At 65.9% G+C, this 24,502-nt stretch carries 25 protein-coding genes and 1 riboswitch; of the genes, 13 read left to right on the forward strand and 12 right to left on the reverse strand.

Going from position 1 to position 24,502, the window contains the following annotated elements; translation table 11 throughout:
* Window positions 1–83: 83 nt before the first annotated feature.
* From thiE to thiC, 5 genes are read right to left on the reverse strand one after another with little or no spacing between them, the layout of a single operon-like run.
* A complete protein-coding gene (gene thiE, locus ACI48D_RS10910; RefSeq protein ID WP_435571326.1) occupies window positions 84–689 on the reverse strand; it encodes a thiamine phosphate synthase in 606 nt (201 codons plus the stop codon).
* A 14-nt stretch (window positions 690–703) separates the two neighbouring features.
* The gene (thiD, locus tag ACI48D_RS10915) at window positions 704–1,471 is read right to left on the reverse strand and encodes a bifunctional hydroxymethylpyrimidine kinase/phosphomethylpyrimidine kinase (protein ID WP_435571236.1); all 768 of its coding nucleotides are present in this window, start codon (window positions 1,469–1,471) and stop codon (window positions 704–706) included.
* On the reverse strand, window positions 1,468–2,292 hold the full coding sequence (locus ACI48D_RS10920; RefSeq protein WP_435571327.1) for a thiazole synthase: 825 nt from the start codon (window positions 2,290–2,292) through the stop codon (window positions 1,468–1,470). The genes thiD and ACI48D_RS10920 overlap by 4 nt, the downstream gene beginning before the upstream one ends.
* Before the next feature lie 47 nt (window positions 2,293–2,339).
* Window positions 2,340–2,561 (reverse strand): sulfur carrier protein ThiS, encoded by a 222-nt coding sequence (gene thiS, locus ACI48D_RS10925; RefSeq protein WP_435571237.1) that lies wholly within the window; start codon window positions 2,559–2,561, stop codon window positions 2,340–2,342.
* Window positions 2,562–2,563: 2 nt separating this feature from the next.
* Entirely contained in the window at window positions 2,564–4,444 is a 1,881-nt protein-coding gene (gene thiC / locus ACI48D_RS10930) for a phosphomethylpyrimidine synthase ThiC (protein WP_435571238.1), read from the reverse strand.
* 71 nt (window positions 4,445–4,515) lie between these two features.
* Window positions 4,516–4,625: riboswitch (TPP riboswitch) on the reverse strand.
* A 100-nt stretch (window positions 4,626–4,725) separates the two neighbouring features.
* Here thiC and ACI48D_RS10935 point away from each other — a divergent pair.
* A complete protein-coding gene (locus tag ACI48D_RS10935; protein WP_435571328.1) occupies window positions 4,726–5,577 on the forward strand; it encodes an MOSC domain-containing protein in 852 nt (283 codons plus the stop codon).
* Between the two features lie 76 nt (window positions 5,578–5,653).
* Window positions 5,654–6,772 (forward strand): diguanylate cyclase, encoded by a 1,119-nt coding sequence (locus ACI48D_RS10940; protein WP_435571239.1) that lies wholly within the window; start codon window positions 5,654–5,656, stop codon window positions 6,770–6,772.
* Between the two features lie 20 nt (window positions 6,773–6,792).
* On the opposite strand, the gene ACI48D_RS10945 is transcribed toward ACI48D_RS10940, so the two are convergent.
* Window positions 6,793–8,775, reverse strand: a complete 1,983-nt coding sequence (locus tag ACI48D_RS10945; protein WP_435571240.1) for a monovalent cation:proton antiporter-2 (CPA2) family protein — start codon at window positions 8,773–8,775, stop codon at window positions 6,793–6,795.
* A 110-nt stretch (window positions 8,776–8,885) separates the two neighbouring features.
* Here ACI48D_RS10945 and ACI48D_RS10950 point away from each other — a divergent pair, with 110 nt between their 5' ends.
* The 10 genes from ACI48D_RS10950 to ACI48D_RS10995 all read left to right on the forward strand — a co-directional run bounded on the left by ACI48D_RS10950 (window position 8,886) and on the right by ACI48D_RS10995 (window position 18,094).
* Window positions 8,886–9,884: a KpsF/GutQ family sugar-phosphate isomerase gene (locus ACI48D_RS10950; protein ID WP_435571241.1), complete on the forward strand. Its 999-nt coding sequence runs from the start codon at window positions 8,886–8,888 to the stop codon at window positions 9,882–9,884.
* Window positions 9,884–10,414 (forward strand): KdsC family phosphatase, encoded by a 531-nt coding sequence (locus tag ACI48D_RS10955; RefSeq protein ID WP_435571242.1) that lies wholly within the window; start codon window positions 9,884–9,886, stop codon window positions 10,412–10,414. The genes ACI48D_RS10950 and ACI48D_RS10955 overlap by 1 nt, the downstream gene beginning before the upstream one ends.
* A gap of 13 nt (window positions 10,415–10,427) precedes the next feature.
* Window positions 10,428–11,036: an LPS export ABC transporter periplasmic protein LptC gene (gene lptC, locus ACI48D_RS10960; RefSeq protein ID WP_435571243.1), complete on the forward strand. Its 609-nt coding sequence runs from the start codon at window positions 10,428–10,430 to the stop codon at window positions 11,034–11,036.
* Between the two features lie 28 nt (window positions 11,037–11,064).
* Window positions 11,065–11,634, forward strand: coding sequence for a lipopolysaccharide transport periplasmic protein LptA (lptA, locus tag ACI48D_RS10965; RefSeq protein WP_435571244.1), 570 nt, complete (start codon window positions 11,065–11,067; stop codon window positions 11,632–11,634).
* On the forward strand, window positions 11,631–12,422 hold the full coding sequence (lptB, locus tag ACI48D_RS10970) for an LPS export ABC transporter ATP-binding protein (RefSeq protein WP_435571245.1): 792 nt from the start codon (window positions 11,631–11,633) through the stop codon (window positions 12,420–12,422). The genes lptA and lptB overlap by 4 nt, the downstream gene beginning before the upstream one ends.
* A gap of 2 nt (window positions 12,423–12,424) precedes the next feature.
* A complete protein-coding gene (locus ACI48D_RS10975) occupies window positions 12,425–13,912 on the forward strand; it encodes an RNA polymerase factor sigma-54 (protein ID WP_435571246.1) in 1,488 nt (495 codons plus the stop codon).
* An 85-nt stretch (window positions 13,913–13,997) separates the two neighbouring features.
* Entirely contained in the window at window positions 13,998–14,363 is a 366-nt protein-coding gene (gene hpf, locus ACI48D_RS10980; RefSeq protein ID WP_435571247.1) for a ribosome hibernation-promoting factor, HPF/YfiA family, read from the forward strand.
* Window positions 14,364–14,464: 101 nt separating this feature from the next.
* The gene (locus tag ACI48D_RS10985) at window positions 14,465–15,550 is read left to right on the forward strand and encodes an enoyl-CoA hydratase/isomerase family protein (protein WP_435571248.1); all 1,086 of its coding nucleotides are present in this window, start codon (window positions 14,465–14,467) and stop codon (window positions 15,548–15,550) included.
* A 92-nt stretch (window positions 15,551–15,642) separates the two neighbouring features.
* Window positions 15,643–16,560 (forward strand): 3-hydroxyacyl-CoA dehydrogenase family protein, encoded by a 918-nt coding sequence (locus tag ACI48D_RS10990; protein WP_435571249.1) that lies wholly within the window; start codon window positions 15,643–15,645, stop codon window positions 16,558–16,560.
* A 130-nt stretch (window positions 16,561–16,690) separates the two neighbouring features.
* Window positions 16,691–18,094, forward strand: a complete 1,404-nt coding sequence (locus ACI48D_RS10995) for a GntP family permease (RefSeq protein WP_435571250.1) — start codon at window positions 16,691–16,693, stop codon at window positions 18,092–18,094.
* A gap of 90 nt (window positions 18,095–18,184) precedes the next feature.
* Here ACI48D_RS10995 and rapZ read toward each other — a convergent pair whose 3' ends face one another.
* The 5 genes from rapZ to ilvA all read right to left on the reverse strand — a co-directional run bounded on the left by rapZ (window position 18,185) and on the right by ilvA (window position 23,368).
* Entirely contained in the window at window positions 18,185–19,045 is an 861-nt protein-coding gene (rapZ, locus tag ACI48D_RS11000) for an RNase adapter RapZ (RefSeq protein ID WP_435571251.1), read from the reverse strand.
* Window positions 19,046–19,104: 59 nt separating this feature from the next.
* Window positions 19,105–20,040, reverse strand: a complete 936-nt coding sequence (gene hprK, locus ACI48D_RS11005) for an HPr(Ser) kinase/phosphatase (protein ID WP_230024320.1) — start codon at window positions 20,038–20,040, stop codon at window positions 19,105–19,107.
* Between the two features lie 16 nt (window positions 20,041–20,056).
* Window positions 20,057–20,539: a PTS sugar transporter subunit IIA gene (locus ACI48D_RS11010; RefSeq protein WP_435571252.1), complete on the reverse strand. Its 483-nt coding sequence runs from the start codon at window positions 20,537–20,539 to the stop codon at window positions 20,057–20,059.
* A gap of 343 nt (window positions 20,540–20,882) precedes the next feature.
* Complete coding sequence (gene queF / locus ACI48D_RS11015; protein WP_435571253.1) at window positions 20,883–21,713, reverse strand: NADPH-dependent 7-cyano-7-deazaguanine reductase QueF; 831 nt, start codon at window positions 21,711–21,713, stop codon at window positions 20,883–20,885.
* 122 nt (window positions 21,714–21,835) lie between these two features.
* Window positions 21,836–23,368, reverse strand: coding sequence for a threonine ammonia-lyase, biosynthetic (ilvA, locus tag ACI48D_RS11020; RefSeq protein ID WP_435571254.1), 1,533 nt, complete (start codon window positions 23,366–23,368; stop codon window positions 21,836–21,838).
* 187 nt (window positions 23,369–23,555) lie between these two features.
* Between ilvA and ACI48D_RS11025 the strand changes: the two genes are divergently transcribed.
* Entirely contained in the window at window positions 23,556–24,059 is a 504-nt protein-coding gene (locus ACI48D_RS11025; protein WP_435571255.1) for a YqaA family protein, read from the forward strand.
* Window positions 24,060–24,071: 12 nt separating this feature from the next.
* Here the strand turns inward: ACI48D_RS11025 and ACI48D_RS11030 are convergent, their stop codons facing one another.
* Complete coding sequence (locus tag ACI48D_RS11030) at window positions 24,072–24,455, reverse strand: MerR family transcriptional regulator (protein WP_435571256.1); 384 nt, start codon at window positions 24,453–24,455, stop codon at window positions 24,072–24,074.
* Window positions 24,456–24,502: the final 47 nt, after the last annotated feature.

Consider the following 24,502-nt stretch of genomic DNA (forward strand, 5'->3'; position numbering starts at 1 on the left):
CCGCGGAGGCGGGAACCCAATTTCAGTATGCGAATACGCTGCGTAACTTGGGTCCCCGCCTTCGCGGGACGACGTTTAGAAGCTTAGAACAGGCCTGCGAACTCTCTCGCCGCCGCGTACGGCTCATCTGCCAGATACACACTGCTGATCGCCGCCACCATATCCGCCCCCAGCCCCACCAGCGGCCGCGCATTCTCCGCCGTCATGCCGCCAATCGCCACCACCGGCACCCGCAACGCCGCCTTGGCCCGGGCGACGATGTCGGGCGGCGTGCTGACCTCGTACACTTTTACTTTCGACGGATAAAAGCCGCCGAACGCCACATAGCTGGCGCCCGCGTCCTGCGCCGCCTGCGCCAGTTCGAAGCGGCCGTAGCAGGATGCGCCGACGATCCTGTCCGGCCCGAGCGCCGCGCGCAACGCGGCCACTCCCTCATCGGTGCCGCCGACGTGCACGCCGTCCGCGTCCAGTTGCAGGCACAGCGCCACGTGGTCGTTGATGACCAGTGGCGTATTGCGCCGGCGGCACAGGGCGAGCAGGGCGGCCGCCTGCTCCTGGCGCAGGGCTTCATTGGCGGTCTTGTTGCGGTACTGGACCAGCGCCGCGCCGGCGTCCAGCGCCTGCTGCGTGACGTCCAGCAGCCGGCCGGTATCGGTCCAGTCGGGCGTGACCAGATACAGTCCTTTCATGCTCATGCTCATGCTCATGCTCCTCGATGTTCGATACGGCGCGGGATGCGCTGGCCGGGCGCGACCGCATACGAATCGGCCAGCGCCTGGTTGCAGCAGCGCTGGGCGCGTTCGAGCGCCTGCTCCATCGCATCGCCCAGGGCCAGGCGGGCGGCCAGGCTGGACGCGAGCGTGCAGCCGCTGCCGTGGAATTCGCCGGGCAGGCGCGGCCAGCGCCATTCGCGTACGCCGTCCCGGCTATGCCAGCGGTTGACGACCTCGCCGCCGTCGCCGTGGCCGCCGGTGACCAGCACGTGCGTGCCGGCGCCCGATGCCGGCAAGCCCAGCGCGTCGGCCTCCGGCAGGTTCGGCGTTACCACCGTCGCCAGCGCCAGCAGCGGGGCCAGGGCCGCCACGGCGTCACCACGCGCGAGCGGGTCGCCGTGGCCGCTGGCCAGCACCGGGTCGAGCACCACCGGCAGCGTCGGCCGGCGCTCGCGCAGCAGCAGGACGATGCCGGCGATCGCCCCGGCATTCGCCAGGCTGCCCGGGATGCCCAGCTTGACCGCGTGGATCGGCATGCTGTCCAGCAGCAGCGTCGCCTGGCGCGCGAGCAGGCCGGCATCCACCGGCACCACCTCGTGCACGCGCTCGTTGTCCTGCACCGTCAGCGCCGTCACGATCGGCAGCGCATGCGCGCCCTGGGCCGCGATCGCTTCGATGTCGGCCTGGATGCCGGCCCCGCCCGACGGGTCGAGGCCGGAAAACACCAGCACGCAGGGGCGTACCTTGTTCAGCTTCACTGGGCAGCCCCACCGAGCCGACCCGCCATCGGCGACGAGGGCGAGGCCGCGAAGCGCCGCGGCATCCGTCCCGCCAGATACGCTTCGCGGCCGGCCTCCACGGCAAGGCGCATCGCGCGCGCCATGCGCACGGGCTCGCGGGCGAGCGCGATGGCGCTGTTCATCAGCACGCCGTCGCAGCCGAGTTCCATCGCCACCGCCGCATCCGAGGCCGTGCCGACGCCGGCGTCGACCAGTACCGGCACCTTGGCCTGCTCGATGATCAGCGACAGGTTCCACGGATTCAGGATGCCCATGCCCGAGCCGATCAGGGACGCCAGCGGCATCACGGCCACGCAGCCGATCTCTTCCAGCATCCTGGCCTGGATCGGATCGTCGCTGCAGTAGACCATCACGTCGAAACCGTCGCGCACCAGCTCCTCCGCGGCGCGCAGGGTTTCGGGCATGTTGGGGAACAGGGTTTTCTCGTCGCCCAGCACCTCGAGCTTCACGAGCTTGTGCCCGTCCAGCAGTTCGCGCGCCAGCTGCAGGGTGTAGACGGCGTCCTTCGCGGTGTAGCAACCGGCCGTGTTGGGCAGGATGGTATAGCGCGAGGGCGGCACCACGTCGAGCAGGTTCGGCGCGTTCGGATCCTGGCCGATGTTCACGCGGCGGATCGCCACCGTGATGATCTCGGCGCCGGCCGCTTCCGTCGCCTCGCGGGTCTGCTCCAGGTCGCGGTACTTGCCGCTGCCGACCAGCAGGCGCGAGCGGTATTCCTTGCCGGCGATGACGAGGGGCCGGTCGTTCATCTGATCCATGTGGATCTGATTCATGTTCATGTCGTTCATGTCGTTCACCTCTGTTCCGATTCGTTGAGGAGGGCGGATCAACCGCCGCCGATGGCGCGCACCACGTCGACCCGGTCGCGCGGGGCCAGCACGGTCTCTCGCCAGCGTTCGCGCGGCACCACGCGGCGGTTCACGGCCAGCGCCAGCGCCTGGCCGGTCATGCCCAGCGCTTCGACCAGCGCGTCCAGGGTGGCTGCCTCGGGCTGCGCCGCATCGAATACATACGGCGCGCCGTTCAGTTCGAGTTCGATCTCCAGCATGCCTATTCCTTGTGATAGAGCTCGGCGCCCTTGCGCATGAACTCGACCGCCTTTTCCTGCATGCCGCCGGCCGCGTAGTCGCGCACCTCCTGGGTGATCTTCATCGAGCAGAAGTGCGGGCCGCACATCGAGCAGAAGTGGGCCACCTTGGCCGAGTCCTTCGGCAGCGTCTCGTCGTGGAAAGAGCGTGCCTTGTCCGGATCGAGGCCGAGGTTGAACTGGTCTTCCCAGCGGAATTCGAAGCGCGCTTTGGACAGCGCGTTGTCGCGGATCTGGGCGCCCGGATGGCCCTTGGCCAGGTCGGCCGCGTGCGCCGCGATCTTGTAGGTGATGATGCCGTCCTTGACGTCGTCCTTGTCGGGCAGGCCCAGGTGCTCCTTCGGCGTCACGTAGCACAGCATGGCGGTGCCGTACCAGCCGATGTTGGCGGCGCCGATGCCGGAGGTGATGTGGTCGTAGCCCGGCGCGATGTCGGTGGTCAGCGGGCCCAAGGTGTAGAAGGGCGCCTCGTGGCACTGCTCCAGTTGCAGGTCCATGTTTTCCTTGATCAGGTGCAGCGGCACGTGGCCGGGGCCTTCGATCATGGTCTGCACGTCGTGCTTCCAGGCGATCTGCGTGAGTTCGCCGAGGGTGCGCAGCTCGGCCAGCTGGGCTTCGTCGTTGGCGTCGTAGATCGAGCCCGGGCGCAGGCCGTCGCCGAGGCTGAAGGTGACGTCGTAGGCCTTCATGATTTCGCAAATCTCCTCGAAGTGCGTGTACAGGAAGGACTCCTTGTGATGGGCCAGGCACCACTTGGCCATGATCGAGCCGCCGCGCGAGACGATGCCGGTCAATCGGTTCGCCGTCATCGGCACGAAGGGCAGGCGCACGCCGGCGTGGATGGTGAAGTAGTCGACGCCTTGCTCGGCCTGTTCGATCAGGGTGTCGCGGTAGATCTCCCAGGTGAGGTCTTCGGCCTTGCCGTTCACCTTTTCCAGCGCCTGGTAGAGCGGCACGGTGCCGATCGGGACCGGGCTGTTCCGGATGATCCACTCGCGCGTCTCGTGGATATGCTTGCCGGTCGAGAGGTCCATCACGGTGTCGCCGCCCCAGCGGATCGCCCAGGTCATCTTCTCGACTTCCTCGCCGATCGAGGAGGTGACGGCCGAGTTGCCGATGTTGGCGTTGATCTTCACGAGGAAGTTGCGGCCGATGATCATCGGTTCCGATTCCGGGTGGTTGATGTTGGCCGGCAGGACGGCGCGCCCGCGGGCGATCTCGTCGCGCACGAACTCGGGGGTGATCTCGTGCGGAATGCTGGCGCCGAAGGACTGGCCCGGGTGCTGGCGGCCCAGCAGCGCCGCCATTTTCTTCCCGGTCGGGCCGGCGGCTTCCAGGCTGCGCAGGTATTCCTGGCGCCGCAGGTTCTCGCGGATGGCGACGAACTCCATCTCGGGCGTGACGATACCCTGGCGTGCATAGTGCATCTGCGTGACGTTGCGTCCGCTGGCGGCGCGGCGCGGCTCGCGCTGCAGGTCGAAGCGCAGCTCGGCCAGCTTCGGGTCCTGCAGGCGTTCCTGGCCATAGCGCGATGACGGGCCGGCCAGTTCGACGGTATCGCCGCGCTCGCGGATCCACTGGCTGCGCGGGCAGGGCAGGCCGGAGCGGATGTCGATGCGCACGTCCGGATCGGTATAGGGCCCGGAGGTGTCGTAGACCCAGACTGGCGGGTTCGGCTCGGCACCGAACGAGGCCGGCGTGGGCGACTGGTGGATTTCGCGCATCGGCACCCGGATGTCGGGACGCGAGCCGGCCACGTGGACCTTGCGCGAATTGGGAAGAGGCGTCACGGCCGCGGCATCGACCGTGGCGCTGGCGGACAGGAATTTCGGATCGGCGTTCAAGTGCACTCCTTGTATCACTGTAGATCGGCGATCCAGCGGAGGAGTGCAAAGATTCGTAGGCACGAGGGCATACGCGGACTCTGTAGCTTCCCTTCGCTGGCATTATCCAGATCAGGTTCGGAGGGTATTTCTCACCCACGTCCGATCTGATGTGATCGGAGCAGGACCCCTAGCGTTGTCGTCATCTCATGAAGAGGCGACGGGCAGCAGTGTACGTGGGTTTTGAAGCAATGGCAAACTTGGTGCGATACTATCCGCCCCTGAAGTCGATCACGCTCGCGATGCCTACCCTGTCCCAACTCCTGCTGTACCCGATCAAATCCTGCGCCGGCATTGCCGTCCAGAAAGCCACCCTGCTCGAGTCCGGCCTGGCCGCGCACGGCGTGCACGACCGCGAATGGATGCTGGTGACGGAAGCCGGCCAATTCCTGACCCAGCGCGAGTTCCCGCGCATGGCCCTGATCCGGCCGCGGCCGGAGGACGGCACGCTGCGCGTGTGCGCACCCGGGATGGCCGACCTGCTGCTGCCGCTGTCCTGGCAAGAAGACGCGCCCACGCGCCAGGTGCAGATCTGGGACGACGTGGTCGGCGCGGCCGATTGCGGCGAGCCGGCCGCCGGCTGGTTCACCGAAGCGCTCGGCACGCGCGAGCGGGTGCGTCTGGTGCGCTTCCACCGCGACGTGGTGCGCCCGACCAGCGTCAAGTGGACCGGCGGCGTGCCTTCGCACACGCGCTTCGCCGACGGCTATCCGCTGCTGCTGATCGGCCAGTCCTCGCTCGACGACTTGAACCTGCGCCTGCGCGCGGCCGGGCGCGCGGCGCTGCCGATGGACCGCTTCCGCCCGAACCTGGTGGTCGCGGGCCTGGAAGCCTTCGAGGAGGACTACACGGCTTCCCTCAGCACGGGCGCGGCCGAGATCCGTCCCGTGAAGCCCTGCGCGCGCTGTCCGATCCCCGCCGTCGACCAGGCCAGCGGCGTGCCCGGCCCGGATCCGCTCGACATCCTGCAGACCTACCGCGCCAACCCGAAACTCGACGGCGCGGTCTGCCTGGGCATGAACTGCATCGTGTCGGCCGGGGCCGGCAGCCGGCTGCGCGTGGGCCAGGAACTGGCGGCAGAATTGGCCTTTTGACAACACTCGCGCAGTTTCGATTTGCAATACGGCAGAGTTGGCGTAATGTAAGGGCTAATTGCCGAAAGGAATGTCCATGCACGAGCAGCAGGGCGCCAGTGTGCGCGAACTGATGGCCGAGAACGCCGCACTGCGCAGGCAGCTCGCCAGCCTGATCGACCAGGCCGAAAGCAACCACGCGATCATGATGCGCCACCAGGCCTTCGACCTCGAGATCGTGGGTGCGGGCAGCTTCCAGGAGCTGGTCGCCACCATCTTCCGCCAGCTGCCGATCGTCTCGAACCTCGACATCGTGACCCTGTCGCTGGTCGACACCGGCGCCGACATCTTTACCGTGATGCACAAGCTGGGCGTGGACTTCGAGGTCCTGCCCAACCTGCTGTTCCATGAGTATCCCGGTGAGCTGGGCTTCGACATCGAACCCGGCCGCACGCCCAGGCCCCGCCTGCTGCCCTACCACCCGGTCAGCCATGCGGCGGCGTTCCCACATCCGCCCGCCGGACTGGCCAGCGTCGCGCTGGTGCCGCTGCTGCGCAACCGGCGCCTGATCGGCAGCCTGAACCTGGGCAGCCGCGACTTCAGCCGCTTCACGCCGCTGCTGGGCACCGACTTCGTCGAGCACATGGGGTCGATCATCGCGATCTGCCTCGAGAACGTGATCAGCAACGAGATGCTGAAGTACATCGGCCTGACCGATGCGCTGACCGGGGTCTACAACCGCCGCTACATGGACCGCCGCCTGGCCGAGGAAATCGCCAGGGCGCGCCGCCAGTCCTACCGCATCTCCTGCATGTACATCGACGTCGATCACTTCAAGCAGGTCAACGACAGCTACGGACACCAGGCCGGCGACGACGTGCTGCGCGAAGTCGCGGCGCGCATCAAGGCCGAGTTGCGCATGTCGGACGCGCTGGGCCGCTTCGGCGGCGAGGAGTTCGTGGCGCTGCTGATCGACGCCGACCTGGAGAGCGCCAGCCTGGTCGCGCACCGCATCCGCGCCAGCGTGGCCGACCGGCCCTTCCTGCTGGGCGACGGGCAGGGGCTGCCGGTGACGGTCTCGATCGGGGTCGCGGCCCTGGACGATTTCGAGCGCGAGCATGCGGCCGAGGAGGTGGCCTCGGCGCTGGTCGCGCAGGCCGACCAGGCGCTGTACCAGGCCAAGCAGAACGGCCGGAACCAGGTGGTTGCGGCGTAGGGCGGGACCACGTGCCCACCCTACCTCAATAAACGCCCCTCGGCACGGGTGACCGCCGTTCCCGTCCCGCGCAGCACCACCACGTCGCCGGCGCGCAGCTCGGTGTCCCCTTCCGGCTCGATGCGCTGAGTGCCGCGCCGGACCGCCGTCACCTCGGCGCCGATGTCATCCAGCTCGAGGTCGCCGATGCAGCGCCCGACCGCGCCGGCGTCCTCGTTCAGCATCACCGAGTGCAGGCGCACATAGCTGTGCTCCGGATCCTCGCTGATGTCGCTGGCGCCGTGGAAGAAGCCGCGCAGCGAGGCGTAGCGCTCGTCGCGCGCGGCCTGCACCCGGTGCACCACGCGCCGCAGCGGCACCCCCATCACCACCAGCGCGTGCGAGGCCAGCATCAGGCTCGATTCCAGCGCTTCCGGCACCACCTCGGTGGCGCCGGCCTTTTTCAGGACGTCGAGCTCGGTGTCGTCGTGGGCGCGTACGATCACCGGCAGTGCCGGCGCCAGCTCGTGCACCAGGTGCAGCACCTTGAGCGCCAGGCGGGTGTCGGCGAAGGTGATCACCAGGGCACTGGCGCGGTTGATGCCGGCCGCGATCAGGGCCTCCCTGCGCGAGCAGTCGCCGTAGGAGACGTTGGCGCCGGCCGCGCGCGCTTCCTGGACCCGTTCGGGATCGAGGTCGAGCGCATACCAGGGCAGTTTTTCTTCCGACAGCAGGGTGGCCAGGCTCTGGCCGCTGCGCCCGAAGCCGGCGATGATCACGTGCTTCTGCGCCGCCATCGTGTTTCTGGCGATCTGGGTCAGCTGCAGCGACTGCAGCATCCATTCGTTGGACGCCATCTTCATCACGATCTTGTCGCTGTGGGCGATCGCGAAGGGCGCGGCCAGCATCGACAGCACCATCGAGGCCAGCACCAGCTGGATCAGGAACGGGTCGATCAGCTTCGAGCCGGAGGCCAGGTTCAGCAGCACGAAGCCGAACTCGCCGGCCTGCGCCAGCGCCAGGCCGGTGCGCATCGCCACGCCGTCGGACGAGCCGAAGGCCTTCGCCAGCGCGGCGATCAGGGCGAACTTGAGCAGCACCGGCGCCACCAGCAGGAGCAGCACGATCCACCAGTTCCGCACCACCAGCTCCAGGTTGAGCAGCATACCGATGCTGATGAAGAACAGGCCGAGCAGCACGTCGCGGAAGGGCTTGATGTCCTCTTCCACCTGGTGCTTGTACTGGGTCTCGGAGATCAGCATGCCGGCCACGAAGGCCCCCAGGGCCATCGAGAGGCCGGCGCGCTCGGTGATCCAGGCCGCGCCCAGCGTCACCAGCAGCAGGTTCAGCATGAACAGCTCCTGCGAGCGGCGCTTGGCGACGATGGTGAACCACTTGCGCATCAGCTTCTGACCGAAGAACAACAGCAGCGCCAGCACGCCGGCGGCCTTCACCGCGGCCCAGGCCAGGTTCATCGCCAGCTCCTCGGCCGGCCGCGCCAGCGACGGAATCAGGATCAGCAGCGGCACCACGGCCAGGTCCTGGAACAGCAGGATCCCGATGATGCGCCGTCCGTGCTCGCTCTCGAGTTCGAGGCGTTCGGTGAGCAGCTTGGAGACGATCGCGGTGGAGGACATCGCCAGCGCGCCTCCCAGCGCCAGCGCGGCCTGCCAGCCGATGTTCAGCGGCGCCGGCAGCCGCGGGCTCAAGAGCGCGGCCAGCATCGTGACGAGGATGGTCAGCGTCACCTGGGCCAGGCCGAGCCCGAACACGATGCGCCGCATCGCCCTGAGCTGGGCCAGCGAGAATTCGAGGCCGATCGAGAACATCAGGAACACCACGCCGAATTCGGCCAGCGCGTGGGTAGTGGGGCCGTTGTCCGCCAGGTTCAAGGCATGCGGCCCGATCAGCACGCCGACCGCCAGGTAACCCAGCATCGGGGGCAGGTGGAGCATCCGGAACGCGACCACGCCAAGGACGGCGCTGCCCAGCAGGAGGAGGGTTAGTTCAAGGCCTGATGTCATGCGGGCTGCGGGCTATGTCCTGTAATATGTCTGCTCGGTTACATCTGGCAAGTTTTTTGCTTTCGCAATTCGGCTATACTTCCACCATGAGTGTAACCGATGAAAAAATAATGTTGACAAGTTTTGACGAGACCCAGGCGAAGCGCGCACTGGAGCTGGCACGCGAGACGCTGGACATCGAGGCTGAGGCCATGCGCAAGTTGAGCGCGCGCCTCGGGCAGGACGACAGCCTGCCGCGCGCAGTGGCGCTGATGCTGGCTTGCCGCGGCCGCGTGGTGGTCTCGGGAATCGGAAAATCGGGCCACATCGGCCGCAAGATCGCCGCTACCCTGGCTTCGACCGGCACGCCGGCCCTGTTCCTGCACCCGGCCGAAGCCGCGCACGGCGACCTGGGCATGGTGACCGCGCAGGACGTCCTGGTCGCGATCTCGTATTCCGGCGAAAGCGCCGAGCTGGCGGTCGTCATCCCGGCCGTCAAGCGCATGGGCGTGCCGGTGATCGCCATGACCGGCAAGCCGGGCTCGCGCCTGGCGCAGGTATCCGACGTCCACCTCGACGTCGCGGTCGAGAAGGAGGCCTGCCCGCTGAACCTGGCGCCGACCGCGTCCACCACCGTCACCCTGGCACTGGGCGACGCCCTCGCGGTGGCGCTGCTGGAACTGCGCGGCTTCAAGTCGGAAGATTTCGCCCTGTCGCACCCGGGCGGCGCCCTCGGCCGCCGCCTGCTGACCCATGTGCGCGACGTGATGCGCAGCGGCGACGCCGTGCCGAAGGTCAAGCTGGACGCGCCGCTGAGCAACGCCCTGCTGGAAATCTCGCAGAAGGGCATGGGCATGACCGCCATCGTCGACGACGCCGGCCGCCCGGTCGGCATGTTCACCGACGGCGACCTGCGCCGCCTGATCGAGAAGGTGCAGGACTTCAGCAAGGTGGTGATCGGCGACGTCATGCACGCGAATCCGCGCCGCGTCCATCCGGAGCAGCTGGCGGTCGACGCCGTCGCCGTGATGGAAGAGTTCCGGATCAACCAGATGCTGGTGACCGACGCCGACGACGTGCTGGTCGGCGCCCTGCACATCCACGACCTGACCCGCGCCAAGGTGATCTGATGACTCCGCTGGAACATGTGCAGCGCGCGGCCCGCGTGAAGGTCATGATCTTCGACGTCGACGGCGTCCTCACCGACGGCAGCCTGACCTATAACGCCGACGGCGAGATCACCAAGACCTTCTATGTGCTGGACGGCCTCGGCATCCAGCTGCTGAACCGCACCGGCGTGCAGACCGCGATCATCAGCGCGCGCAATTCGCCGATCGTCGTCAAGCGTGCGGCGGACCTCGGGATCACCCACGTATTCCAGGGCCAGCACGACAAGCGCCTCGCCTTCGCCGAGCTGCTTGCCAAGACCGGCGTGACGGCCGAGCAGTGCGGCTACATCGGCGACGACGTGATCGACCTGCCGCTGTTCACCCGCGTCGGCTTCGCCGTCACGGTGCCGAGCGGCCATCCGGAAGTGCAGTACCGCGCCCACTATGTCACCAAGAACCCGGGCGGACGCGGCGCCGTGCGCGAAGTCTGCGACATGGTGATGCGTGCCCAGGACACCTACGAACAGGCGCTGGCCCCGTATTTTGGATAATCCATCGCAAGCCATGGCGACCACCACCTACGTCAACAAGCGCACCGCGCATCGCTGGCGCCTGCTGGCCTTGATGCTGGCGGGCGTGTTCTTCGCCTTCGGCAGCTTCTGGCTGGTGCAGGTGATGCGCGGCGGCGGCGATGCGCACAACGTCAACGTGGGCAATGATCCCGACTACATCATCGACAACTTCAGCTTCGTGCGTATGTCGGAAACCGGCCAGCCGCGCTACGTGATCTCGGGCAACCGCCTGACCCACCGCCCGGCCGACAACACCTCGGTGATCGACAAGCCGGTCGTGCAGAGCATGAGCACCGACCATCCGCACATGACCATGACGGCGAACACCGCCAACGTCAACCAGGACCAGAACCAGATCGACCTGGTCGGCAACGTCGACATCTCGCGTCCGGGCAGCGCGACCTCGCAGCCGCTGCGCATCCGCACCGAAGCGCTGACCGTGCTGCCGGACGAGGAGATCTCGAAGACCGACAAGCCGATCGAGATGAAGCTCGGCGCCGCCTCGGCAACCGGGGTCGGCATGGTCGCCAACAACGCCACGCAACAGCTGACGCTCGGCGGGCGCGGCCGGATCATCTATCCGCCGCGTGCCGCACGCTGACAGGACAACCTGAAAGGATTCGCATCCAATGAAAAAAATATTCGCTGTCGCCGCGCTCCTGCTGGCAAGCCTCACCGCCACGGCCGAGCGGGCGGATTCCCTCAAGCAGGCCCAGATCGACTTCGACAACGGCCATATCGACGAGGCGACCCAGACCCGTATCCTGACCGGCAATGTCGTGCTGACGCGCGGCACGCTGCTGATTAAGTCGGACAAGGCCGTGATGAAGGAAACCCCCGAAGGCTACATGCTGCTGACGCTGACGGCCGCGCCGGGCAAGACCGCGAGCTTCCGCCAGAAGCGCGACGGCGGCCCCGACCTGTGGACCGAGGGCCAGGCCCAGCGCATCGAATACGACGAGCGCACCGAGGTGGTCAAGCTGTTCTCGAACGCGGTCGTCAAGCAGCTCGAAGGCAAGCGCATGACGAGCGAGGTGAACGGCCCGTTCATCTCCTACGACAACCGTACCGAGCAGGCGAACGTGCACAACGACGCCAGCGGCGCGAGCAAGGCAGGCGGCGGCCGCAGCACCATCATCATCGCGCCGCGCCGTGCCGTGCCGGCTGCGGCACAACCCGCGGGAGCAGCCAAGCAATGACGGATGTCCATGCAGAAGCCGGCGCCATCGCAGACGGCGCCATCGCAGGCGGCAGCACCCTGGTCGTCAAGGGACTGCAGAAAAGCTACGGCAAGCGCCTGGTGGTGCGCGACGTCTCGCTGCAGGTCGCCTGCGGCGAAGTGGTCGGCCTGCTCGGCCCGAACGGCGCCGGCAAGACCACCTCGTTCTACATGATCGTGGGCCTGGTGCCGGCCGATGCCGGTGCCATCGTCATCAACGGCACCGACATCACCAGCCTGCCGATCCACCGGCGCGCCATGCTGGGCCTGTCCTACCTGCCGCAGGAAGCTTCGGTGTTCCGCAAGCTGACGGTGGAAGAGAACATCCGCGCCGTGCTCGAACTGCAGCGCGAGAACGGCAAGCCGTTGAGCCGCGCCCGCATCGACGAGCGCCTCGACGAACTGCTGGCCGAGCTGCAGATCGAGAAGCTGCGCGAGAACCCGGCGCTGTCGCTGTCGGGCGGCGAACGGCGCCGCGTGGAGATCGCGCGCGCGCTGGCGACCGATCCGCGCTTCGTGCTGCTGGACGAGCCGTTCGCCGGTGTCGACCCGATCGCGGTGATCGAGATCCAGCGCATCGTGCGCTTCCTGAAGGAGCGCGGCATCGGCGTCCTGATCACCGACCACAACGTGCGCGAGACGCTCGGCATCTGCGACCGCGCCTACATCATCAACCAGGGCGCGGTGCTCGCATCGGGCCGGCCCGACGATATCATCGCCAACGAATCGGTCCGCCGCGTCTACCTGGGTGAACACTTCCGGATGTAGTCATGAAACAGACGCTGCAACTCAAGACATCACAGCACCTTGCGCTGACACCGCAACTCCAGCAGTCGATCCGCCTGCTGCAGCTGTCCACTCTCGAGCTGCACCAGGAGATCGAACAGGTCCTGGGCGACAACCCGCTGCTCGAGCGCCTCGACGATCCGCTCGACCGTTCCGTGCGCCTGCTGGCGGACGGCGCGATCAACAACGGTTCGTCGACCTCCACCACGCCTGACTCGCCGCCCTCGTCCAGCCAGGGAGAGGAGGGCGGCGGCGGCGGCGGCGAAGCCGAAGGCAGCGACGGCGACAACGGCGACTCCGGCGGCGCCGAGCGCGAGATGGACTGGGGTGAGCCGGGCCGCTCCGGCAGCGGCGGCGAGGAAGAGGACGGCCGCCCGCAGCTGGAAGCCAGCCCCGTCTCGCTGCGCGAACACCTGATGGAGCAGGTGCGCCTGACCTGCATCTCGCCGCGCGACTGCGCGCTGGTCGAGATCGTTGTCGACACCCTCGACGACAACGGCTACCTCGAGGAATCGCTGGACGAACTGCACGCGCGCCTGCCGGCCGAACTGGAAATCGAGTTCGACGAAGTGCGCACCGCCCTGTCGCTGGTGCAGAGCATGGACCCGCCCGGCGTGGGTGCGCGCAGCGCCGCCGAGTGCCTGGCACTGCAGATCCGCCGCATGCCCGGCGTGCCGATGGTGACGCGGCGCATGGCGCTGACCATCGTCGAACGCTACCTGACCTGGTTCGCGCAGCGCGAATTCAACAAGCTGAAGAAGGCCCTCGACTGCGACGACGAGGACCTGCGCGAAGCCCAGGTCGTGATCCGCCGGTGCAATCCGCATCCGGGCGCGGCCTTCGCGTCCGATGTCTCCGACTTCGTGGTGCCGGACGTGATCGTGCGCCGCGCGAAGGATGGCTGGAGCGTGCAGCTGAATCCCGACGTGATGCCGCGCCTGCGCGTGAACAGCCTGTACGCCGCCTTGATGAAGCAGGGGAAATCGGAGTCGCAGCTGGCGGCGCAGCTGCAGGAAGCGAAGTGGCTCATCAAGAACATGCGCCAGCGTTTCGACACCATCCTGCGGGTGGCGCAAGCCATTGTCGAGCGCCAACGGAACTTTTTCTCCCATGGCGCGGTTGCCATGCGGCCCCTTGTTTTACGTGAGATAGCTGATACACTAGGTCTACACGAGAGCACGATTTCTCGGGTGACAACTCAAAAATACATGCTGACGCCGCACGGCATGTTTGAGTTGAAGTACTTTTTCGGGAGTCACGTCGCGACCGAGGCAGGAGGTGAAGCATCCTCGACCGCGATCCGGGCCCTCATCGTACAACTCACAGGAGCAGAAGACCCTAAAAACCCTTTATCCGATAGCAAGATCGCGGAGATGCTAGGGGAACAGGGAATGGTTATCGCACGCCGCACGGTTGCGAAGTACCGTGAGGCGCTGAAGATCCCTCCCGTCAGCCTCCGCAAATCCCTGTAGCTATTTTTAGCAGCAAGCTCTTGCAATAACGCCGTCCGGCGCGCGACCTGCGCATGCCAGGCAGCGCATCTTCAAAGGAGTGTGTATGAATCTCACTATCAGCGGACATCATCTCGATGTAACCCCAGCAATCCGAGAATACGTACAGAACAAGCTCGAACGCATCACCCGCCATTTCGATCAAGTGATCGACTCCCACGTCATCCTCTGCATAGACAATCTCACCGAGAAAGAAAAACGCCAGAAGGCCGAGATCAACTTGCGCGTTGCCGGGAAAATCGTTCACGTTGCGAGTGCCGCACACGACCTGTACGCGGCAATCGACATGCTGATGGACCGACTCGACAGGCAAGTCCAGAAGTACAAGCAGATGCTCCAGGATCACAGTAGTACGCCGCTGAAACGCATGGCCAATGAAGGGGGAGAGGAAGAAGCTGCCGCTGCAGCGTGACGATTCCGCTGGCGCAGCACAGGTAAGGAAGGGCGCATTGGCGCCCTTTTCGTTGTTGGGCGCTAGAATGCCGTTTTCCTTTTCAATCAATAAAAAGAGACATGAGCGAATACGTGCAGACCCGGGTGGCGAACGGCACCGGCGTGATTACCCTGGACCGTCCCAAGGCCCTGAACTCGCTGTCGCTGGAGATGGTGCGCGCACTCACGGAAACCTTGCTGGCCTGGCGCGACGACGCGAACGTCGACGCCGTCGTCATCACGAGCAGCAGCGAGAAAGCCCTGTGCGCGGGCGGCGACATCCGCTTTTTCCACCAGGCCGGCCATGCCACGCCCATGGGCGGCAGTGCCTTGCTGGAAGACTTCTTTACCGAAGAATACGCGCTGAACCACCTGATCCATTTTTATCCGAAGCCCTATATCGCGCTGATGGATGGCGTGGTGATGGGCGGCGGCATGGGCATCGCCCAGGGCGGCCCGGAAACCGGCCTGCGCATCGCGACCGAGCGCACGAAGATGGCGATGCCCGAGGTGAACATCGGCCTGTTCCCGGACGTCGGCGGCAGCCACTTCCTGTCGCACGCGCCGGGCGCGCTCGGCGTGTACTTGGGCCTGACGGGCTTGACCATCGGTGCCGCCGATGCGCTCCATGTCGGCCTGGCCGACGTGTTCGTACCAAGCACCGAACTGGACGCCCTGCACGCGCTGATCGCGAAGACGCCGGGCGCGCAATTGGCGGCCGCGATCCGCGCCTTCGCGGCACCGTTCGCCCCGCAGGCGGGGGCCAGCGAACTGCAGGCCCAGCGCGCGCTGGTCGACCGGCACTTCGGCGCGGCGTCCGTGCAGGCGGTGATGTCGTCGCTGGAGGGCGACGACCATCCCTTCGCGCAGAAAGCCCTGGCGGCGATGCGCCAACGCTCGCCATTGATGATGTGCGTGACGCGCGAGATGCTGGTGCGCGGCGCCACGATGGACGTGGCCGGCTGCCTGCGCATGGAGCGCTCGCTGGTGCGCCGCAACTTCGAGCACGGCGAAGTGCTGGAAGGCGTGCGCGCCCTGGTGATCGACAAGGACAATGCGCCGACATGGAATCCGCCCACGCTCGATGCCGTCACGCCGGAGATGGTGGCGCGCTTCTTCGAGCCGGTGTGGCCGGCGTACGCGCATCCGCTGCGACACCTAGTATAAATACGGTAGTCCCCGCTTTCCGATGACGCAATGCATCATCCCTGCTATCTTTGCGGGTGATGTAATTTGCATAAAGAAATAAAGGAGGCGAAATGACAAATGATCACTTGATCGGTGTCGTAGGCGGCGGCCTGATGGGGGTAGGCATCGCGACGAAGTTCGCCCTGGCCGGCCATGCCACGCTGGTGGTGGAAGCCGACCCCGGCCGTGCTGCCGGCATCCCGGCCGTGGCGGCCGACATCCTGTCCCAGTTGATCGACGCCGGCCTCATCGACGCGCAGGCACGCGATGCCGCGCTCGCGCGCCTGCGCGTGACGAAGGATGCGGGCGAACTGGCCGGCGCGGCCATGGCGATCGAGGCGATTCCCGAAGTCCTCACGGCCAAGCACGCGCTGTATGCGCAGCTGGAAGCCATCATGGCCCCGCACGCCATCATCGCCAGCAATACCAGCGGCTTTCCGCCGGACGCGCTGTCCGAACACATGGCGGCGCCCGGGCGCTTCCTGGTCGCGCATTACTGGAACCCGCCGCACCTGATCCCGCTGGTGGAGGTGGTGCCGGGCAGCGCGACCGCACCCGAGGTGGTCGAGCGCTGCGTCGCGCTGCTGGCCGGTGCCAAAGCCGAGCCGGTCGTGCTGAAGGCCGCCATTCCCGGCTTCATCGGCAACCGCCTGCAATTCGCGGTACTGCGCGAGGCGCTGCACATCGTGCGTTCGGGTGCGGCCACGCCCGAGACCGTGGACGCCGTCATGAAAGCCTGCCTGGGGCGGCGCTACAGCATCATGGGCCCCTTCGAGAGCGCCGACCTGGGCGGCCTGCAGACCCTGATGGGCATCGGCGCCAACCTGATGCCGGAACTCGCCAAGGACGAGGACGTGCTCGAGCTGATGCGCGCCCACGTGGAGAAGGGCGAGCTGGGCGCCAGCACCGGCCAGGGTTTCTACAGCTGGGACGACGCCAGGCTCGAAGACCTGAAGGCGCGCCGCCTGCGCCAGCTCGCCGGCAAATGAATTCGTTGCCGCCTGCGCGGCATGAAGCAAGGAATGTCCCCTGCCCGAAGCTTCGGGCTGTGGGACATGCATCGATACGTCCGGACGGCAGCAACGCGTCCGGACGAGTACAACAATAATGGAGTCTGATTTGTCGTTTCTGATTGTCCTGGCCGCACTGGCCTTCCTGATGGTTGCCGCCTACCGCGGCTATAGCGTCATCCTGTTCGCACCGATCGCCGCGCTCGGCGCGGTCCTGTTCACCGACCCGTCCGCCGTGGCGCCGGTGTTTACCGGCATCTTCATGGAAAAGATGGTCGGCTTCGTCAAGCTCTACTTCCCCGTCTTCATGCTCGGCGCCGTGTTCGGCAAGGTGATCGAGATGTCCGGCTTTTCGAAGTCCATCGTGCAGGCCGCGATCCGCTACATCGGCCGCTCGCGCGCGAACGCCGTGATCGTCGCCGTGTGTGCGCTGCTGACCTATGGCGGCGTGTCGCTGTTCGTGGTGGTGTTCGCGGTGTATCCGTTCGCGGCCGAGCTCTACCGGCAAAGCAATATCCCGAAGCGCCTGATGCCGGGCGCGATCGCGCTGGGCGCCTTCTCGTTCACCATGGATTCGCTGCCGGGCACCCCGCAGATCCAGAACATCATTCCGACCACCTTCTTCAAGACCACCGGCTGGGCCGCGCCGGCGCTCGGCACCATCGGCTCGCTGTTCATCATCGTGGTCGGCCTGTCCTACCTGGAGTGGCGCCGCCGCGCCGCGATGGCCAAGGGTGAAGGCTACGGCAGCTCGCTCGCCAACGAGCCGCAGGAGACGTCCGGCGAAGCGCTGCCGAATCCGCTCATCGCGGTGCTGCCGCTGGTGCTGGTGGGCGTCGCCAATTTCGTGTTCACCAAGATGATCCCGGTCTGGTACGGCGGCGACGCCTACACGGTGCCGTCCGACGTCCTGCCCGGCGTGCACACCCCGGTGACGGCGACGATCAAGACCGTGCTGGCGATCTGGTCGGTCGAAGCCGCGCTGCTGCTCGGCATCCTGCTGGTGGTCGCGACCGCGTTCCGAAGCGTCAGCCGGCGTTTCGCGGCGGGCTCGAAAGAGGCCGTCGGCGGCGCCCTGCTGGCGGCGATGAACACCGCGTCCGAATACGGCTTCGGCGGCGTGATCGCCGCGCTGCCGGGCTTCATCGTCGTGAGCGATGCATTGAAAGGGATTCCGAATCCGCTGGTGAATGCCGCGGTGTCGGTCAGCTCGCTGGCCGGCATCACCGGTTCGGCCTCGGGCGGCATGAGCATTGCGCTGGCCGCCATGTCCGACCTGTTCATCAAGGGCGCGGAAGCGGCCCACATTCCGATGGAAGTGCTGCACCGGGTGGTCGCGATGGCCAGCGGCGGCATGGACACCCTGCCGCACAACGGCGCCGTCATCACCCTGCTGGCGGTGACCGGACTGACCCACCGCGAGTCCTACCGCGAGATCTTCGCCGTCACGGTCATCAAGACCCTGGCGGTGTTCTTCGTGATCGGGGTGTATTACGCGACTGGGTTGGTGTAAGCACCTACGTCGCCCCCGCGCAGGCGGGGGCCCATGCTCATACGTTAGCCGGAACGACGATCATACGTTAGCGGTACCTTGGCAAACGCTTCAGTGCTGCTCGCGATGCCGGACGACCACCCGTTCAGTATCGCCGAAGTAGGCCGCCAGCCGTTCCGCCATGTAGACCGAACGGTGCTGGCCGCCCGTGCAGCCGACCGCCACCGTCAGGTAGCTGCGGTTGTCGGTCTTGAACGAGGGCAGCCATTTCGCCACGAAGGCGCGGATGTCGGCCAGCATCTCGGCGGCCTGGGGCTGGGCGTCGAGGAAGGCGATGACGGGCGCGTCCTTGCCGGTCAGCGGACGCAGCGTCAGGTCGTAGTAGGGGTTCGGCACGGCGCGCACGTCGAACACGAAGTCGGCGTCGAGCGGCACGCCGTGCTTGAAGGCGAACGATTCGAAATACAGGGTCAGCCGCGCGTATTCGACCTCGGCCAGTTCCTTGACCCAGGCGCGCAGCTTGTTCGCCGACAGTTCCGAGGTGTCGATCACGTGGCCCAGCTTCTCGATCGGCCCCAGGCGCTCGCGCTCTTCCAGGATACATTCGATCAATGTGCGGCGCGCAGCCGGGTTTTCGCCCGGACGCAGCTCGTGCGACAGCGGATGGCTGCGGCGGGTTTCGGAAAAGCGCGCCACCAGCGAGTGGGTGCTGGCGGTCAGGTACATCACCTTCACCTCATGGCCCTGCTCGCGCAGCGAACGCACCGTGGCCGGCAGTTCGACCAGCGACTCGGCGCTGCGCGCGTCGACCGCGATGGCGACGCATTTGCTGTCGCCATTGATCGTGTCCACCAGCGAAGGCAGCAGGGGAGGTGGCAGATTGTCGACGCAGTAATAGCCTGCGTCTTCGAGGACATTGAGGGCAACCGATTTACCGGAGCCCGAGATACCGGTGATGAGAACGATGCGCATACGCTGATGATACCGCAACAATGTGTGACTTTGTTGCACCTCTTGGCCGGCGCTCGCGCTTAATCGCCGCTCATCGCCTGGCGTTGACGCTCCATGAACTCCTGCAGCGTGTCGATGCCGCGCAGCTGCAGGATGGTATTGCGTACCGCGGCTTCGAGCAGCACCGCGATGTTGCGGCCGGCCGCGACGGGGATCACGACCTTGCGGATCGGCAGGCCGAGCACGTCCTCGGTCGGGAAGTGGAAGGGTAATCGCTCGACTTCCTCGTCCAGCGCACCGCGCTTGACTAGGTGGACGATCAGCTTCAGCCGCATCTTGCGGCGCACGGCGGTCTCGCCGAAGATCGCCTTGATGTCGAGCAGGCCCAGGCCGCGTACTTCGAGCAGGTTCTGCAGCAGCGGCGGGCAGCGGCCTTCGATCATGTTCGGGGCGATGCGCGAGAACTCTACCGCATCGTCGGCCACCAGGCCGTGCGAGCGCGAGATCAGTTCCAGGCCCAGTTCGCTTTTACCGAGGCCGGAATCGCCGGTGATCAGGACCCCCACGCCCAGCACGTCCATGAACACACCGTGCATGATCACGCGCTGCGCCAGTTTCTTGGATAAATAGACGCGCAGGAAGTCGATCACCTGGGCCGCCGGCAAGGGGGTCGAGAACAGCGGGATGTTCTGCTCGTCGCAAATGGCGAGGATGTCCGGCGGCGTGTCCAGGCCCTGGGCGATGATCAGGGCCGGCGGGCCGCCCGCGATCATCTCGCCGATCATGTGGCTGCGCGAACCGGTTTTCAGGCGCTGGTAGTAATTCAGTTCCTGGTGCCCGAACACCTGGATGCGGCCCGGGTGGATCAGGTTCAGGTGGCCGACCTGGTCGGCGGCCGAGACCGCGTCGCCCGAGATCAGGCGCTCGCCGCCGGGGAAACCTGCGAACCAGCCGAGTTGCAGGCTGTCGCGATTGTCGTCGTACAGCCTTTGGATGGTCAGCGGAGTCTGGAGCATGAAATTTTCGGTAAATTCAACCCAGGGCCTGCAGGCTCGGTTGCCAGTTGATGATGCGCTCGTGGACCGAGCGCGGATCCGGGTCGGTAGCCAGGGCGGTGCGCACCGCTTCGTCCGAGAACAGTTCGGCGATCTCGGACAGGATCTCCAGGTGCTGCTGGGTCACGTGGTCCGGAATCAGCAGGAAGAACAGCAGGCTCACCGGCAGGCCGTCGGGCGATTCGAAGGGAATCGGCTCGGCCAGGCGCACGAAGGCGGCCAGCGGCGACTTCAGGCTCTTGCTGCCCTTGATCCGGCCATGCGGCACGGCCACACCATGGCCGAGACCGGTCGAACCGAGGCGTTCGCGCGCGAACAGGTTATCCGAGACCGTCGAGCGGGCGATGCCGCAGTTGTTCTCGAAAATCAGGCCGGCCTGTTCAAAGGCGCGCTTCTTGCTCGACACTTCCAGATCAAGCTGAACGTTCTCGAGCGAGAGGATTTTGCTTAAATTAGTCATAACACGCTTCGTATTGCGGTGCACCCAGGTGCTTGCGAGCGGGAATTATAGGCTTGTTTTATGGCCGTGTAATTCGATTTCGCGTCTGTACGACTGGGCGTTCGCGATCCTCATGTAGTCGTGCACAATTTCCGCTACGAAATTCCAAATTTCGCGCACGGAAAGGCTTATTTCAGGCCCATCTTTCGTATTTTCTAGCCGAATCTTGCCAAGCTGCCCAGTGTGGGGCATGGCGCGACGCGCTGGTGACGTCGCTTTGATGCCACGATTCTGTCGCTGGAAACGCACACTAGATGGGGGCGATGCGTGGGTTTTCTATACAACCCGCGCATGGCACAGAATCTTACTGGCGGGCAGTGCGCAAGTTGGGCGGTTTGCCGGTGCTGAAATTGGCGCGCCAGGGATTGATGTCGAGCCCGCCACGCCGGGTGTAGCGGGCATACACGGCCAGCTTGTTCGGTTTGCAGTGGCGCAGGATGTCGGTAAAGATGCGCTCGACACATTGCTCATGAAATTCGTTGTGCTCGCGGAAGCCGATCAGGTAGCGCAGCAGGCTTTCCTGGTCGATCTGCGGACCGACGTAATGAATCTGCACGCTGGCCCAGTCCGGCTGGCCCGTCACCAGGCAATTCGACTTCAGCAGGTGCGAGACCAGGGTCTCCTCGACCGCGGCTTCGTCGTGCCTGGCGCTGAGCAGTTCCGGTGCCGGCGCATAGTTGTCGACTTCGACGTCGAGGCGGTCCAGCAGCAGGCCTTCCAGCTCGCCCATCTTCAGTTTGCCGAAGTCTTCCGGCAGGGTCAGCGCCACGTGCACCGGCGCGCCGAAGGCGTTCGACAGGTCTTCGCGCAGCAGGGCCAGCAGGGCATCCGTGTTCGCCAGACGGGTCTGGTTGAAGGAGTTCAGGTACAGCTTGAACGACTTCGACTCGACGATGTTGGGCGAATCGCTCGGCGCGGTAATCGTCGCGATCGCCACCTGCGGCTTGCCGCGCATGTTCAGCCACGACAGTTCGTAGGCGTTCCAGATGTCGACGCCGAAGAAGGGCAGGGTGCCCTTCAGGCCAAGTTCGTCGCGCTTCTGTTGACGCGGGATGGGAAACAGCAGCTCGGGCGCGTACTGGGTCTGGTAGGCCGAGGGCTTACCGAGCGGCGATTGATCAGGGGTATTGGTCATGGTTCAGTCTCGATACGACGGACTTGACGCGGGATCGCCGCGCCGGCAAAGCCGCGTATCGTACACCTTTATCCCAATTGATGCGCCGCTTCCGCGTGGGCATCATGCGCCCACGCGTGACCTTACAGGAACAACTTGTAGACCGGGTTCTGCGTCTCGTCCCAATGCCGGTAACCGAGGCTCGCCAGGAATTGCCGGAACTCATCCATTTCTCCGGCCGGCACCTGCAGTCCGACCAGGATGCGGCCGACGTCGCCACCCTGGTTGCGGTAGTGGAACAGCGAGATATTCCAGTTCGGCGCGATGCTGTCGAGGAAGCGCATCAGCGCGCCCGGGCGTTCCGGGAATTCGAAGCGGTACAGCAACTCGTCGTGCGCCAGCGCGCTCTTGCCGCCGACCAGGTGGCGGATGTGCAGCTTGGCCAGCTCGTCATGCGTGAGGTCGAGGGTGCGGAAGCCGTGTTCCTCGAAGGTGCGCGCCAGCATGCCGGATTCGCTGCGACTGCCAATTTGCACGCCCACGAAGATGTGGGCTTCGCGCTCGTCGCTGATGCGGTAGTTGAATTCGGTGACGTTGCGCGGCCCCACCAGCGCGCAGAAGCGTTTGAAACTGCCGCGCTGCTCGGGGATGGTGACGGCGAACACCGCCTCGCGGTCCTCGCCGACCTCGGCGCGCTCGGCCACGAAGCGCAGGCGGTCGAAGTTCATGTTGGCGCCGCAGGCGATCGCCACCAGGGTCTCGCTCTTCACCGGATTGCGCGACATCTGCGAACGCTCGATATAGGCCTTGGCGCCGGCCACGGCCAGCGCGCCGGCCGGCTCGAGGATGCTGCGGGTGTCCTGGAACACGTCCTGGATTGCGGCGCAGATCGCGTCGGTATCGACGATCACGATCTCGTCGACCACTTCCTTGGCAAGGCGGAAGGTTTCCTCGCCGACCAGGCGCACCGCGGTGCCGTCCGAGAACAGGCCGACGTCGGGCAGGGTGACGCGCTCGCCGGCTTTCAGACTTTTCGCCATCGCATCGGAATCCACGGTTTGCACGCCGATGATCTTGATGTCCGGGCGCACCGCTTTGACATAGGCGCCGACGCCGGAGATGAGCCCGCCGCCGCCGATGGCCACGAAGATCGCGTGGATCGGGCCGGAGTGCTGGCGCAGGATTTCCATGCCAATCGTGCCCTGGCCGGCAATCACGTCCGGATCGTCGAAGGGATGCACGAAGGTCAGCTGCTGCTCGCGCTCGAGCGTCAGGGCGTGGTTGTAGGCATCGGTATAGGAATCACCGTGCAGCACCACCTCGACGTTGGCGCCGCCACGCGCCCTGACCGCGTCGATCTTGACGGGCGGCGTGGTGGTCGGCATCACTACCAGCGCGCGGCAGCCGAGCCGGCTCGCGGACAGGGCCACGCCCTGCGCATGGTTGCCGGCCGAGGCGCAGATCACGCCGCGCTTGAGCTGTTCCGGCCTCAGGTGCGCCATCTTGTTGTAGGCACCGCGCAGCTTGAAGCTGAACACGCTCTGCATGTCCTCGCGCTTGAAATAAATGCGGTTGTCCATGCGCTGGGACAGCGTCGGCGCGTATTCGAGCGGAGTTTCTTGGGCCACGTCGTAGACGCGCGCGGTCAGGATTTTCTTGAGGTAGTCGGTAGTCATGGCGGATGCGATATTCTGCTGAACTGGATTCCGGGGCGACGCTGGACTTTCCTGCCTGGTGGTAACCGACGAGGGGTGCAGTGTGGCGGGCGCTGCGGGGTGGAGCGAAGCCTACCGTGTCGTGATGCTGGGTTTTTCCTCATTATAATGGACCTGTCACCTACACTACGTCTACCCCCATTCTTCGATGATCGAGTCCGCCGTCCTCTGGCTGCTGAAAGTCCTCGCCGCGCCAACCGTCGGACTCACCTCCGTCTTCCTGATCGCCTTCGTCTCGGCGACCCTGCTGCCGCTGGGCTCGGAACCGGCCGTGTTCGCCGTCGTGAAAGCCAACCCGGCCATGTTCTGGCCGACGATCCTGGTCGCGACCCTGGGCAACACCCTGGGCGGCGTGGTTGACTACTGGATCGGCTACCGTGCCAAGGTCGCCTTCGCCAAGGAGCGCAAGTCGCGCTGGTTCCATTGGCTGGCTCGCTACGGCTCGAAGACCATGCTGCTGTCGTGGGTGCCGGGCATCGGCGATCCGCTGTGCACGCTGGCCGGCTGGCTGCACCTGCCGTTCTGGTCGAGCGTGATGTACATGGCGATCGGCAAGTTCGGGCGCTACATCTTCATGACCGTGACCCTGCTGTATGTGCCGGACGGGTGGTGGAAGTGGATCGGCAACACCACCAGCCACTGGTTCGGCTGAGCTAGCTCGCCGTCAGCCGGCCCAGGCGGCCTCGACCGCGCATACACCCTGGTCCCGCGCCGCCTGCACCCGTTCCTTCGCTTCGACCACCGAGCGGCGCTGCGCATCCAGGACGGCGCGCAAGCGGTCGATTTCTTCCAGCCGCGTTTCCAGTTTGCCGAGCAGCGCGTCCTTGAGCGCATCGCCCTGCAGCGCCATCACCGTGCGGATCGCGTCCAGCGAAAATCCGAGACGCTGCCCAAGCTGGATCAGGTCGAGGCGTTCCAGCGTGCCGTTCTGGTAGACGCGGTAGCTGTTCGCGCCGCGCTGGGCTTTCGGCAGCAAGCCCTCGCGTTCGTAGTAGCGGATGGTCGATGCCGGAATGCCGCTGCGCTCCGCCAGTTCACCGATTTTCATATAAGGCTTGACCTTGAAGTTGACTTCAAGCTTAGGATACATCATCG

It is taken from the genome of Massilia sp. LXY-6 (genome assembly GCF_051233485.1).
Taxonomy (GTDB): Bacteria; Pseudomonadota; Gammaproteobacteria; order Burkholderiales; family Burkholderiaceae_D; genus Telluria.